This window comes from Arenicella chitinivorans, assembly GCF_014651515.1.
Taxonomy (GTDB): Bacteria; Pseudomonadota; Gammaproteobacteria; order Arenicellales; family Arenicellaceae; genus Arenicella; species Arenicella chitinivorans.
The window spans coordinates 325275-340240 of record NZ_BMXA01000002.1 but is presented as its reverse complement, the minus strand read 5'-3'; the positions used below and the strand labels follow the sequence as shown (position 1 = coordinate 340240).

The following is a 14966-nucleotide window of genomic DNA, read 5'->3' as shown; positions in this document are numbered from 1 at the left end:
GGGGTTCCATTGTGTTTCCTGAATAAGATGGCGTCGTTATTGATACTTCTCGATCCAAGTATACAGCTCAGGGAAGATATCCCGACTAGCGTTTTTACCAATAAAGCAGTCCATATGACCGTAATCAGTAAAAACATGTCGGTGATACTTGTCCACACTCAGCGGATTATGCGCACACAACCAATGATAGGTGCGCGCTGAGGTTTGTGGTAAGAACTCAAGATTCAATGCGCCGGCCAGAAACATGATCGGAAGATCGAGCTGCTCGATGGTGTTTTCTGACTTGGACGTGACCGCCGGAATGTCCTGCAAGTAAGTATTTTTTCCCTCGGAATCAACCACGTGACCTGCGCGAATGATGTGTGTGATCTGGCGAAATGCATCCAAGTGAATCGGGCCAAACCAATCAGCCAATTTGATATGCGTTGCACGATTAAGTTGTGCGTGCAAATACGACGGCCCATACACCGACAAAACGCGATGACAAGTCGGGTTAGTACACTCTTCACCTTCAGGTGTCGGCACCTGATACGCCATCACGTCGAACATACGATCAAACCCAGTTTTGCCAGCCCGCATGGTCACCACATTCCCCATTTGTTTCATCAGCGGAATGCTCTCCAATTGGTTGATAACGTCAAGATCTGCTTTGGCATTATTCAACCAGTTGGAAACCGGATGCAAGGTCAGTTGCGAAGACACCAGCGAGCGTATAGTCTGTTTATCAACAAACCGCTTCAGCAAAGCCATTAGCAGGCTCATTGAACCAACGCAGTGTGCCACAATGTGCACCTGATCAAGGGGCGATTTACGTAACACAAAATCAATCGCGGTTGGCCAGTCGTACTGAGCAATTTCATCCACACTGAACGACTTGGTTGACGATCCTGAATCCGCACTGGCTCGGTAATCTAGCAACCAGACTTCGTGCCCTTTGGCAGTCAAAAATTCCACCAAATTACACGCCACGGTGGTGGTGGCGAAGGACGATGCCGTGACCCCCATACCAGGGGCCAGAATCACCGGATAACAGGCGCTGTCGGACTTGTGCGTGGCGCGATATCGTGTCAGCTTAATCGTAAAGCCCGCCTGACTTTCGATCTCGGCGTACTCACGCCCGCTAGGCATTGAGCGGCCTGGCAACCGAGTGGCGTCCTGCTTGGGAAAATTATTCAACGTCGCGAGTAGCCCACCATACGCGCGGAACACGGTTTCTGCCAGTGATGCGCCGAGTTTGGCAACTTGGTACAAGCCAACCCCAGTCTTCATTGCGTCCACTTTGCCAGCGGCACCGATCGCAAGGTACAACATATCGCCCAAGGCTTTACGCAGAGCTTTTGCCGGCAAGTCGGTTTCAAAGGTACTCAATTGACGTACAAAATCCTGTAACGTCAACGACACGATACCACTTGCAAATCGCGTCTCTTGACCAGTATCTGCACGGAATAAGTCCACATACAAGGTCGTCAAATCGGTCCACCAATGCGAACCGGGTTTACCATGCAGGTATTTGCGACCGACCAGCGTGAAACCATCGCGACGCTTTTGGCCGCACTCGAGTTCGTAGACCATCAGCCAACGCTCGGAGGCATGGCCATCCGGCGGCAACAAGCGGAATGTGCCTTTTCGAATATCGTAACGATCATCGCCATACTGGAGTGTCCCACCAGTGATATTGCATGCCGTCTGGCGCTCTGCCGTGAGCAGTACCACGTCTGGTATATGCACGGTCAGATTCAATTTCAGCGCACGCTTGGCCGCGCGGCCGCTGGCAAAAGCTCGTTCATAATCATGACGGCGTAGTGTTGGATTGGGCAGACCGTTGTTGATTGAGTGCGCGAAACCACGCATTTCCTCGGAGAACTGACAACTGGACTTGAGTATGTCGGACTTAAGGTCAATAAACGAGGTCGCCGCACTGCCCAGTCCTTGCAACAATGCTTTTTCGGCCTGCGACGTTGCCGGGTCCGAATCATCAAAGTCGTCGCCCAACAACTCACTTTCGATTTCGTCAGCAAAGCTCAATTCCATCAAGTCATCGTCGTCGTCACCATCGTCGTCTTCATTCTGCTCGACGATCGATGCGGGTACACGACTCAGGTAGTCGATCGTCCAGCCATAATCTTTCGCCATCAATTCGCTGCAACGTTCTGCTAACGCAGAAATCGTCAACAATGGGTTCACACCAACCGCACCTGGAATAATCGACCCATCACAGACGTACAACCCAGCATGTACCGAATCGTCGGTTAAACCGCTAAACACCTGACCTCGGTCATTCACCACGCCTTCCGCAATCGTATCACCCATGCCACAACCGCCCAGCGGATGCACGGTAATCAGCTTATTACCAAAGGCATCATTTAGCAAAGGATTGGTAATTAGTTGCCCTTGCACGGCGTCGTTGATCCGAGCCAAGGTGTCATGGTGACCGTTGATGGCACTACTTTTACCAGCACCGGGCCAATGAATTTTGAGTCGATCCCGATCCAGTTGCAATTCGCCCTCTGAGGCATCCATGCTCATCACTAAGTAGGTTTGAGTGCGGCTGATGGCCCCCACATAGGCGCAATCAGTTAAGCCCGCCGGATTATGCTGCATGGTCGTCGCAATTGCTTCAATGTCACGCAATCGAGTTTCTGCCTGATCAACACCATAGCGCAGAAAATTGGCGTTGCCAGCGGCACCAAATACCATGGTAGCCGACATCACCGTGGCGAGCGCACCGGGAATGACCCCTTCCTCAACAATGAGTTGGTGTTCGTCCGTTCGGCTGTTGTCGCGCAGATCAATCACACCGGTAATACACGGCCCGGGCAGTTGCTCATCACTGATTTGATTACTGCCCTTGCCAACTCCGTAAATGCTCTCAAACTGCGCCTTGCTGTCTTCACGCAATAAGCGATTGGTGAACTTGTCGTTGTCCAGCCAGTAGCTATTGTAACCAAAAGCCAGCAAGTCGCCATTGCCAGAGAATTGCTTGCCAAGCCGCTCGGAACAGGTCAGACCTGCCGCCTTGGATCGCAACATGATCTCGGTCGACCCCAGACTACCGCAAGCCAGCACCACAATATCCGCAGTAATAACCTTATTGCCATACGAACGGTCTTTCTTTTCCGGCCGCTCCGTGGCACGTACGTGTACTGACCAGCCCTTCGAGTGCTGCTCAATGTGGTGTACCGTGGTATTGCAGTAGAGCTCTGCACCGTGTGCTTTCGCGTCAGGTAAATAGTTCATTAGAGTGGTGTTTTTTGCACCTTCATTGCAGCCAGAGCAGCAATCGCCACACAGATTACACGGCTTTTGCTGGAACCCGAAATGATTTGGACGCGCGCCATCAAACGTGACATTAATATCCGGCCGCTGTACTTCAACGCCGAGTGTCAACGCCGACTTTTCGAGCGCCTTGAGTTTATTCAACGGTTTGTAACCGGGCGCGCGCGGATCATCCGCCATTGGGTACGGGTTAGAACCCAACGCCTCTCGAGCCAGTTTGTAATATGGTTCCAACAGCCCAGGTTGATCACGAAACACCTGCGGCCAGGCTAACCCGTCGCGTTCAAACACTGCTTCGTCGAGCTTTAGTGCCACGTTGGCGTTGATTAGCGAGGTGCCGCCGAGACCACAGCCAATCAGTGCGCTCATGTCTTCGTTGATACGCAAATCAAACAACGCCGAGTGCTTACCAATAACCGGATGATCCGGGTTATCGGTGCGCACCTGCGTTTGTTCCTGCACACCAGCCAAATCCGTTGGATATTCACCGGGACGTAATTCCTGCCCACGCTCCAGCAGGCAGACTCGCTGCCCGGCACGGGCCAATCGCGATGCCACGATACTGCCACCATACCCAGAGCCGATAACCAGGATCTTGCAGGATTTGCGCTTTTCGATTTTGCTGTAATCAGTCGCAATATGGTGCTGCAAATTGAGCGCAGCGGCATCCTTATTCTGTGTATTAGTGCCCATGTTGCTTCACTCCATCACTTGAGTTGCGATCAAAGAATTGATCTCGCACTTCCATCGCACGCTGTTGCATAGCTTGGCAGGCGCTGTCCTGAAATGCCTGCCAATGGCTCTGATCTATATTGTCCTGCATCCGCTTTAACAGCGGGTTATCGGCCCGCTCACCAGGATGCGAACCGGTTGCCGCTACTGTCGGCATTTGACCATTCACCGGGGCTTGAAAAAGTCGCAGCGAGGCAACGTTAAGCTCCGCATCGACCAATACGACGGCGCCACCTTGCGCAGCACTGAAATCCGGTTGATCGACCACCCAGCCACCCGAATTAAACACCTTAACCGGCTGCTGATAGCCTGCCACACCGACGATGTCCTGGAATGGCTTATGCGTATGGCCAAAAACAAATGTTGTCTCAGTTTCCACTATGCCAGGATCGGTTTGATGCCCCGATCCTGATGATGGCGCATCCGCCAGGATTTGCTGGTGCAAGGGTTTAGACAAGTACCAGTCCAGACCATCCCAACCGTCCTCTGACAAGGTTCGGTGGTTGCTGGCGCGTTCGGCTTGAAATCCACGCCCCAAGGTCGCACTAAAAATCCCGGTTAGCACTTTTTCCAGCGACAGATTGTTAATCAAGGTGTTGCTTGGTGAGGTGCCGGACTGGCGGCTTAAATAGTCACTGACCAGAGCAGCGAGTCGCTGCGAGTAGCGGTAGGTCGCCGCGGGATTTTGCATGATGTCAAACAACATGACGGTGTTATCGCGTTGCGCTGGTGACGCGCCAAGACTGGACCAGAAAAAATTAATCCAGCCGCCATTCTGACGTTCCAATTCCTCGATATCCGGATCCGCGATGTCGCTCATGATCTGATTAACGGTCGTAACCATCCGATACAGAGGCTCTACATAATGCCCATGATGAAAGATGACTTGCTTGTCGCGCTCGCCGCTCTGACCAGCCTGCCACAAACCCCAATTCGGGTACCTTAATTCAAAATTCAGATTCAGCTTTTTGGCATGGGGTAATTGGTTTAACAACGTGGAACTCAGCGAAGCCTGACGAAACAAGTCCGTCGTTTGATACGGAATTCGCTCTGCGGGCCGCCTTGCATGCCCATTAAACCGCTCCAGAAACAAAGCATCTTTCTCGGTCTGCCAAAAGTGGTGATCGTGATTCCCTGGCACCAGAATGATGTTTTTACTAAACAAAGCCGGTTTATCCGGATCGAACAATGCTTCGACCAACACATTCATCGACCGCACGATATCCGTCATCGACGCAAAATCAAAATCCACCAAGTCGCCCAGCAACACCAATTGCGGTAGCTCGTCGCCAAATACCTTTGGAATGTAATTCCGCAGTGCATCCACCAACTCAAGCAAACAATCCGATGCCTGGTCCACATCAAAACGATGTAACGCATCTCGACTCGACAAAATACTATAACGTGCACCCAGATGGAGGTCTGAAATGCATACATAAGAAGAAAGGGGCATGATAATTTCCCGTTTTATAACCCTAGTTTGACACCTGCCCAGCACTGCTGGTGAATCGATCATAGGCCATTTTGCGCCATAACCCTAGCGACTCAGCCTAAACCGTGCGGCTATAACTTTGGTTTAGTTCGAGCTTTTTTACGGTCTGAACCTCACCTCAATAATCACGACTCGCCAGCTCATGCCCACTCAAATCATCGCACCTAGATGATTTTTCCGTATTGATTTAATTGGCCTTTTCACTCGAACGCACTCTCGCTCGGCAACTGGCTGCACCTCACAATCAACTCCTGAAATCACCGTAGAACCGCACTAAACCTAGGTTATAGGCCAACCGGGATAGGTTTTTTGGACTATTTTTCAATCCAATTTAAACGCCTATTCTTGCCTCGTCGGTTCTCGCAGGGCGTGTAGATTCGGACGCAAACCCGCAGTCATTTGCGTTACACGGCCTAGCGAGAACCGCATCCAGCCAAATGGGTTGGCTGGTAGCACGAATTAATAACGATTGTCCAAGTCCCCCCGCGCATTTCCGCGCTCTGTACTTCGGTAGCCGTTCTTAATGCGATGTATTCACTCACTTAATTTATTACTCATGAGGAATTTCCAAATGAAAAAAATGACCAAAATTGCAGCATTCGTCGGCGCTTCCCTACTGGCGTCAGGCGCACATGCCGCTGACTGGAATGTAACCCAGACAGCGGATGTAACCGTGCCTGCGCCAAGCATGACACAGGGTGCAGTCACTAACGTTGCCAGCAGTAATCAGGCACTCAACGGTATCGCCCTCGACAACACTGAAGATGATCTTGCGTCAGGTTCACAAACCGCGAATCTCGCCTCGTCGGTTGGTGTTAATTTAAATCAGGGCGCATTTGTTGATGCATCAAACCAAGCCATCAACTTTATCGATGGTCAAAACATCGGTTCAACCAGCGTCATCTCGCAAGTCGTCAATCAAACAGACGTCAGCACGACGTCGTTGACACAGTCAGACACCTCATCAGCAGGTGCGAACGTACAAGCGGCGAACTTAGCAAATGCCACAGTTGACATTGACCGATTGGTGCAGGACTACAACGAGAGTGGCGAATTGGAGATGACGCAGTCAGTCATGACAACCAGCGGAAACGTGCAAGGTGTTAACTATGCGAAAGGCGTCAATGTGGCCACGGTCGGACTCACTCAGTCTATCGATGTCGATGGTGAAGCACGCATGACACAAGGTGCGGGTAACAGTGGCGGTAGTAATACCCAGGTCGGCAACGGCGCGGTGGCTACCACGGGCGAGCTGGATGAGACAGTACAGTCTTTCACAGCTACAACCAATGACCTGATCGTAACGCAAGCTGTGTCGGGCACGAACAATGTTCAAGCCACTAACTTCATGAAAACCGAAGTCGGCGGCGACATCGGCGTATCAGCTGGCTCCACAATTCAAACCACCACCATCGCGTCAGGCGACGCTATCTTCGAGCAAACCGCCAGTGCATCCAACAACATTCAGGCAGGAAACCTGGCAAGTTCGGATGGCGACATTGCAGATCTGACGCAATCCTTTATAGCCTCCGGCGCACAGGCAGTTGATTTCGATCAAACACCGACCGCGTCCTCCAATGTTCAAGCTGGCAACATGGCCGTTCTAGCAACGGGCACGACAGACAGCATCGATGAAATCTCGCAATCCTTCATCGGTTCAAACCTGGTGACTGACTTCAATCAGGAAAGCGCCAGTAGCACGTTGATCCAAGCGGGTAACTTGATCGATATCACTAACGGCAACATTGACGATTCTGGCACAACGCAGTCGTTTACTGTTGGCGGCGGTGCTTTGTCGATGGCCCAAAACGGTCTGAGTGCGGCGTCTGGTAATTTGCAGGCCTTAAACGCGATTGTCGATAACGCTGGCTCAGGAAGCGGCGGCACAGTCAGCCAAGTGCTGAATGTGACGGCAGCGACCTTCAGTATGGTTCAAGACAACATTACGGGTTCTGGCCAGTATGGCAACTTTGTTGGCGTGAAATTCTAACACCGCGTCGCAGATAGGCTGGTTGGTCAAGCTCCACAACGGCGTTTGGCCAACCAGGCTACTTTAACCTTAATCATTCACTTTTAACTTAGGCAAATTGGCATGAACATGAACGCACAAAAACTTGCTGTCGCGCTGATCTTCGGTGCGACCATCACAACTGCCATGGCACAAACGGTCAATGAAATTAATGTACAGGAGTTACAGGAGTTTCATCCAGGTTGGGCAACGATCCCCTCACTGCAACAACCCAGTTTTGCCTACAGTGAAGTCAACAACACCAAACTTCTGGCAGAAGCTGGTGAGAGTCTGAACTATCTGACTACCAACAACCTGATTGTCGGCAATACGCGCGGCTACCAGGTAATCGGACCCGATGGCGAAGTCTTCTACGTCGACAACATTGAAAAACCGAACTGCGCGATTGTCGCTCAATACATTGAGTCTTCAGGCGATCCGCTCCAAGTCAACCCTACAGCGACGGTGGTCAGCAACGTGTATATCGAACAAGTTGACTTCTACGACTGCTATTAATTTTTACGAGAACACCCATGAAAACGCAGATTAAAAATTTAGTTATCTCAGGCGCAGCAGCACTAGTCATGTCCGGCTGCTCGACGGTATCACGATACACATTGGATACTGATTTTGATGCCGCACCCGAGAAATCCAAAACCAAAATGTCCGAAGCGCTACAATGCTTGCGCCAAGAGCTCGACAACAACCTGGTGAACCCCAGTGCGTACGTATTTATGGTGCGGGACATCATCGACGGCACCATTAAGCACAACAACTACTCTGATGGTCCACTGTCGGATTCGGGCCGAATTCAAATGATTTCAACCTTGAGTGCCCACACGCACCCAAGCTACGGCATTGTAATCGACCAGTTTCCACTGATGTTTCAACCGATCATCAGCGAGCAAGTTGGGCTGGATCGCTTCGGTTTTCCGTCGCAATCAAACTTATCAAGTTTTCTGCCACGCATAACCTCGGTCGCAAACACCAATCGTAACGCTCGCGGCATGAACGACGTCAGCGAAGTCACGCCTTTGATCATCGACGGTGCATTTACGCGCAACGACAGCTCACACCAACGGTCTAAAGGTTACGGCCAAAACGGTGGCTATCGCGGCGACGTCGAGGAAGAGAAAAGTGCTGCTATCGATTTTGGTGACTCTGGTTCAGAACGTTCGGTCACGCTGGTGGTCAATATCATTGACCCGCAAACTAATGTAGTGATCGGTACCGAAGCATTCGACCTGAAGTACTACAGCAACAGCAAAACCGCACGTTTCCGCGTTGCTGTGGACAACTATTACTACGGCTTTTCAAACACCGATGTCCGTGTCGAAACATTACATGCCGCACAACAAACACTGCTCGATGGTGCCGCGGTTTGGATCCTGGATAATGCGTTTGGCAATAAAGTGGACTTCTCACCTTGCTTTGATAATCCGGACACGGTCGCCGTTGGTCGTGATTCACGTCAACGTGCAGCAGACCGCCTGGCTGACCGTGCTGATACTCAGGAGCAGCCAGAAGTAAGCTACGCTGAAATCGAGGCGGAACTTAAATTCGAAGACGATGAGAAGCAACCCTTAGAACTCGAAGATTACGTGCACAAAGCTGTCGCACGTGACTGGCGAGTGTGCGACGATGACAACCGCGCAAACTGCGAATAGCACGGTGAGGTGGTCATCATGATACACAATACGCAAATCAAGCTACTGTTCGTCAGCCTTCTGCTGGTCGCACCGGCGCACAGTGCGGAGTGGAATATCACTCAGAGTACCGCACTGCGCAACGCGCCAACTATGACGCAGGTCAATAGTGCCAATGCCAAGCAGGCTATTAACGGTATCTCAGTAGATCTAGCGAATGACGACGTGGTGAACTCGTTGCAAAACACCCTATTCGGATTCTCATCAATCACCATGACGCAATCCGGCGTCGATGGTAACAGCAGTGTCCAAGCGGTAAATCTAATGGAGGGCCGGTCGATACAGAACGCCTTGCAAGCAACCACGGGGTTTTCATCCGTCACCATGACGCAAGATGCTGACCTTGGTGGTAGTAATACGCAGGCTGCGAATTACGCCAAAGCGGATCAGTCGATTGAGAATTTGGCACAGAGCGCAGTCGGTAATCGTTGGAATGCGGCACCGCAAGCCGCAGGTAGCGTGCAGGCACTTAACTACGCCGAAGCAAGTCAGTACTATGGCGTCATCGCGCAAAGCGCCATCTTATTCAAACTGAACGCAAATCTCTCGGCTGGTGAATTGCGGGTAAACAGCATCCAAGGCGGGACCGGTTCGGCCGGACTACTCGTGCAATCATCCTTTATTAAGCGAGTCTCCACACAAGGACGCGGCGTACTCAGCATTAATCATGTCGCCCCATGAGCTTGATGATTAATGGGTCAATGTCAGGTCATTCAGGCAGTTTACTGGTTGAGTGACCTGACTTCTTTGATCACACGCCGTGTACGATCATACTACGCTTCTCGAGTCCGCAGTCTGAAGCCAGCGATAAGCTAGATACCTTGACACCCAAATGATGACCAGGTCAAACCACGTCACTTTATTGGAGAACACCAGGCATCGAATCCTCTCGCTGTGAATCCAAGCCTGGCGCCCCAACCCCTGTATGAACCAAAGCTTAAGAGATGCAGCAAATTAGGTAGGCGTTGCCGCAACACCATGCGATTGGTTCGCGACTAACTATAAGTTCGACCTCAACTCTCAGGCAACCGGCCATTTGGCCCGTGAACCAGGCCTCACTACACTAGTCACTCTCGACTCCCTACACTTTCGGGCAATTCTAGCAGTCCCTGTAAATTACCCTCAGAAACCTCGTCGTCATACCCCAAGGGCAGACTGCGCGCTTCTGAGCGCAGCAAAGGATCTCTGGAACGAACGCGTCTTAATACGCGCTAAAATAAAAATCATCCCACCACAAAGTATGCTCTCCACGCCCGTCAATCGAATGGATCACTGAAATTCGCACGCTCGTGGCTTGAAACTTCGGCGTCAGATCTCGCACCACGAGTGTTTGCCATCCGGGTTCATCTTTATCCACGTCGGCATGCTTACCCGATGTTGAATGACGCCCAGTGCAGTTCAACCCTTGATACCATGTGGGGCGAAGTCGGCCACCACCTCGCTGCGTCGACGTCGGGGAAACTTTCACCATGGCACCGAGCTCGAATCGAGTGTGAGAACCAATATTAATACACTGATTGAACGCACCCGTGCCCATACTTGAATCACGCTCGTTCGGCAAGCTAGCCGACATGACACCGCCGCGCGCTGGCTCGCCGGAATCATGCCATCGGAGTCGCTTTGACGGCGACGGCCACCACTGACTTATCGTCGAATCAAAACCACTGTTTTGCACATAATTCTCGCCCTCCGGACGCGTGAATTGCGCAGACTCAATGTCATCCTCGAGCAGTGTGACCTTCGACTTCGTCATGGTAAAAACCACGTCGTCCCAGATCGCCTTGGCGTTATTATTACCACGCTGAGTCTGACGAATCTCAATCCTCGCCGCCACTGCACCGAGCGCCGGAACTAGGCCTTGCCGTGACACGTGCTGCCATTCTCCGCGCGCGAGCTTCGGTTCCGCATAAGATCCGAACTGCCCACCACGCGAACAATCTGGTGTCTCGAACCAAATAACATTGATGCGGTTTGCGTGCGCGTTTTCAGCCGTGAATTCCGGGTACTGAAAACGAGCATCTAGGTCAAACTCCACACCGTTATGCAACGCCACACATTGAGACGCCGTTTTCGCGTAGATAATTCTTGAATCCGAACTAAGCTCCGGGGCATTAATCACCAAGGCACCGCTCGAGTCGGAACCGAGCGTCGGTGACCAGGTAACGTGCTCTTCAACCTTCCAGGAATTTAGAGAGCGGCCAAAATCACCGTTTAGCAGCATATTGGCGACTGATGAATCCGCAGATTCAAATTTGGATATGGGTGGCACTTGCGGCTCAACCACCGTTGGCTCCTCGACTATCGAGTCCTCTTCACCGACAGAGAGCACCGACGGCAATGCATCCGTGTTCTCCTTCGGCTTGAAGTAGATGGCTAACAACGCAGCGAGCAGCACTAAGCCTAGTGCAAAATAAACGTTTCGCATCGGGTAATCTTCCCAACAGGTTCCGGTATGTCAAAGTATAGCCGATACGAGAAGGTGTGCATGAGATTGCCACGTCGCGCTGCGCCTCGCAATGACGGACATACAGTCATCATCCTGAACGCAATGAAGGATCCCGTCCGCTCAAGACGCAGCCTCTATCCGTCATCCTGAACTAAGCAAAGGATCCATCAGCTCAAGACACAACCTCAATGCGTCATCCCGAGCAAAGCGAAGGGTTCCCCAGCTCAAGACACAGCCTCAGTCCGTCATCCCGAGCAACGCGAAGGATTCCCCAGCTCAAGACACAGCCTCAGTCCGTCATCCCGAGCAACGCGAAGGATTCCCCAGCTCAAGACACAACCTCAATGCGTCATCCCGAGCAACGCGAAGGATCTCACTCAAACAAACCTGCCTAGGAAGAATACTTTACGCTACATCCATATGGGCGAGTCGTTGGACTTGTGATCGACGTGCCGCTCTTCAGCTCAGCTAGCGCGCTGCGCACGTAGTTATTGGCACCGTCAATATCCGCCGGATTTGCCGTAGGTTTGTCGTCGATACCGCCCATATAAACCAGCTCGCCTTTGGGGTCGATGATATACATATGTGGGGTTGTGCGGGCATCGTAAGCCTTGCCAAGTGTCCCTTCGGGGTCCAACAATAAGTGCGTAGGAGACGCGCCGTGTTTAGCGGTCAGGGCATTTCCTTCTTCGGCAGTCACGTAGCCTTGTTTGCCGGGCGCGGACGAAATCACCGTTACCCAGACCACGCCATCTGCCACGGCTTCGTTCTGCAGGGCTTGCATATTGTTCGAGCCATAGTGTTTACGTACGTAGGGGCAGCCGTCGTTAAACCATTCCAACACAACCGTCTTTCCACGCAACTCCGTCAGACTAACGTCGTTGCCTTCGGTGTCTTGCATGGCAAATTCAGGGGCAGGCTTGCCGACTTCTGGGGCGGCAAACACTGGGCTTGCAAACACCAGCACCAAAAATACGCTGATTACGTTGCTAAATCGATTCATATAGACATACCTCATTACAGGTTAGTTATTACAAAACAGGAGGTTCAGTTGCCACCTTCTGGCGCTCAATATACTCAATTACTGTCGCCACCGTAAGGAGCTGTGGCAGCACTCGCGCAGCGCCATCGCCAGGCGGGTAGTACACATACAAGGGCACACTGTTGCGGCCAAATGATGCCAGATACTCGGTGATGGCGGCGTCCTGATTCGTCCAGTCGCCTTTCATGTATACAATGCCATGCTCAGTAAAATAGTCTCGCAACTCAGCGGACGACAAGGCGACTTTTTCATTCGCCAGGCAGGTGATACACCACGCGGCTGTCATGTTCACGAACACTGGCGTGCCTTGCGCCTGTAGTTGCGACAACTGCTCAGCGTCGAAGACCACGTATTCCTTGCTCAACTCGGACTCATCCGCGCCCATGTTCTGCGTTGCTTGCCCGGCATCACCTTGCACCAACAAGGTGAACAGAAAGACGATGCCGCCGATGATCAACACCGCAGCAAACCGCCCGAGCATACGCCAAGCATTCCACTCGCCACTCGAAACTTGCCAAAGCCAAATGGTCAATGCAGTAAGTACGAATACCATCAACAATGCCAACACACCATTGATACCGACCTGCTGGCCCAGTACCCATACCAACCAAACCGCGGTGGCATACATCGGAAACGCTAAAAACTGCTGAACGCGTTGCATCCACACACCCGGTTTTGGCAACCACCTTGTCCACGCTGGCACCCAACTTAACACCAGATACGGCAGCGCCAATCCAAGACCGAGCGCAAGCAAAACAGCAATCGTCACCGGTGCCGGTTGCGTTACAGCAAACCCAACCGCCGGCCCCATAAACGGTGCCGTACACGGCGTGGCGACCACGACCGCTAACACACCAGTAAAAAACGAACCGCGATAACCGGCTTGATTCGCCAGATTTGAACCGAGGCCCATTAACCGCGTACCAATCTCCACAAAGCCAGACAAACTCAAGGCCAGCACAAACAAGACTAGCGCGACCAAGCTTACGAATAGCGGTGACTGTAACTGGAATCCCCAGCCGATTTGCTCGCCTGCCGCCTTCAGCGTGATGAGCAAAACACCCAGCACCACAAAACTTGCCAGCACGCCGACCGTATACGCCAGCCCATGTTGTCTTGCATGTTGTGCGCTGTCATTGGCATGCGACATTAAGCTCAGCGCCTTGATAAACAGCACAGGAAACACGCACGGCATCAAATTTAGAATCACGCCACCGGCCAACGCCAGCAGCAAGGCCACACCGAGACTCAATGACGACGTCTCGCCAACCAAGGGTGTTACTGGTGGTGACGCACCCAGCGGTCCTGGCGACGACACCACTTCATAGGCACGTTGCCCACCGTCTGGGTCGTTAATGACCAACACACCGCCCATCGGCGTAGAGAAACGCAAATCGCCTTTCTGAGTGGTAATCGAGACAAACTCAGAATCAATCACAACCTGCTGTTCTGCCGGTGCGGATACAAAGCCCCATTCAAATGGAAAATACGCCAATGACTCGGCTTGAATCAGCTCTTGCGCGGGACTGAACTCGAAGCGAAGCTGATCCCCAGTTTCAGCGTATTGATATGCTGACTCGATCGCCAGCGTCCGGGGTAACGTGGCGCGTGTTTGCTCAAATTTTGCGGTTTGATTCGGATCAATGTTGGCTTGAGCGCCGGTCGGGATTTCAAAACGTAAACTGGCTCGCTCTGGAATGCACTCCTCTTCGCACACCAGCCAATTCGCCTCCGCCGCCAGCACCACTGGCTCACCGATCGGCCAGTCAGCAGCCAGTTGCATATCAACCAAGTGCATCGCGGTTCCGTGATATCCGTAATTGGCCACCGGGCCCACATACTGTCGCTCTGGAAACGGCCACTGAATCTCGCCCGCGCTGACCGAATCTGGCAAGGTCCACGCAATTGCTGTCGCTTGCCCTGAATCACCCGGGTTACGCCAATAGGTATGCCAACCGTCACGGATGTCCAATTGCAAAGCAACACTGAATCGAGACCCCGGCACCACCACCGCCTGCTCCGACACCAGACTCGCCACCACATTGTCAGTCGCCACCGGATTTGCCTGCGCACACAGGCTAACGAGAAGGCTAACCGTGATTAGCGCGGCTTTGTGAAGTGAAGTTCTGTTGGTCATACTTATAATTATAGGCGCGCTCAATTAGAACGTAGACGCATAGATTGCCACGTCACTTCGTTCCTCGCAACGACGGCGGTGAACAACGACTTCATTCAACCACCCTCAACCGTCTTCCGCCCCCCAG

The 14966-nt window shown here is 52.2% G+C and carries 9 protein-coding genes; 4 read left to right on the top strand and 5 right to left on the bottom strand.

Translation table 11 applies throughout. From position 1 onward, the window contains the following. Positions 1–36: 36 nt before the first annotated feature. Both IE055_RS06660 and IE055_RS06655 read right to left on the bottom strand, forming a co-directional pair. On the bottom strand, positions 37–3969 hold the full coding sequence (locus IE055_RS06660; RefSeq protein ID WP_189399241.1) for an alpha/beta fold hydrolase: 3933 nt from the start codon (positions 3967–3969) through the stop codon (positions 37–39). After that, complete coding sequence (locus IE055_RS06655; protein ID WP_189399240.1) at positions 3959–5461, bottom strand: metallophosphoesterase; 1503 nt, start codon at positions 5459–5461, stop codon at positions 3959–3961. The genes IE055_RS06660 and IE055_RS06655 overlap by 11 nt, the downstream gene beginning before the upstream one ends. Positions 5462–6071: 610 nt before the next feature. Between IE055_RS06655 and IE055_RS06650 the strand changes: the two genes are divergently transcribed. The 4 genes from IE055_RS06650 (at position 6072) to IE055_RS06635 (ending at position 9895) form a co-directional block, all read left to right on the top strand. Further along, positions 6072–7490, top strand: coding sequence for a hypothetical protein (locus IE055_RS06650; protein WP_189399239.1), 1419 nt, complete (start codon positions 6072–6074; stop codon positions 7488–7490). A 108-nt stretch (positions 7491–7598) separates the two neighbouring features. Beyond that, complete coding sequence (locus tag IE055_RS06645; RefSeq protein ID WP_189399238.1) at positions 7599–8024, top strand: hypothetical protein; 426 nt, start codon at positions 7599–7601, stop codon at positions 8022–8024. A 17-nt stretch (positions 8025–8041) separates the two neighbouring features. Further along, a complete protein-coding gene (locus IE055_RS06640; RefSeq protein WP_189399237.1) occupies positions 8042–9175 on the top strand; it encodes a hypothetical protein in 1134 nt (377 codons plus the stop codon). Between the two features lie 18 nt (positions 9176–9193). Beyond that, entirely contained in the window at positions 9194–9895 is a 702-nt protein-coding gene (locus IE055_RS06635; protein ID WP_189399236.1) for a hypothetical protein, read from the top strand. Positions 9896–10415: 520 nt separating this feature from the next. Here IE055_RS06635 and IE055_RS06630 read toward each other — a convergent pair. The 3 genes from IE055_RS06630 to IE055_RS06620 form a co-directional block, all read right to left on the bottom strand. Further along, the gene (locus tag IE055_RS06630) at positions 10416–11639 is read right to left on the bottom strand and encodes a hypothetical protein (protein WP_189399235.1); all 1224 of its coding nucleotides are present in this window, start codon (positions 11637–11639) and stop codon (positions 10416–10418) included. 412 nt (positions 11640–12051) lie between these two features. Beyond that, entirely contained in the window at positions 12052–12663 is a 612-nt protein-coding gene (locus tag IE055_RS06625) for a thioredoxin family protein (RefSeq protein ID WP_189399234.1), read from the bottom strand. A 28-nt stretch (positions 12664–12691) separates the two neighbouring features. Continuing rightward, entirely contained in the window at positions 12692–14839 is a 2148-nt protein-coding gene (locus tag IE055_RS06620; RefSeq protein ID WP_189399233.1) for a protein-disulfide reductase DsbD family protein, read from the bottom strand. Positions 14840–14966 lie beyond the last annotated feature (127 nt).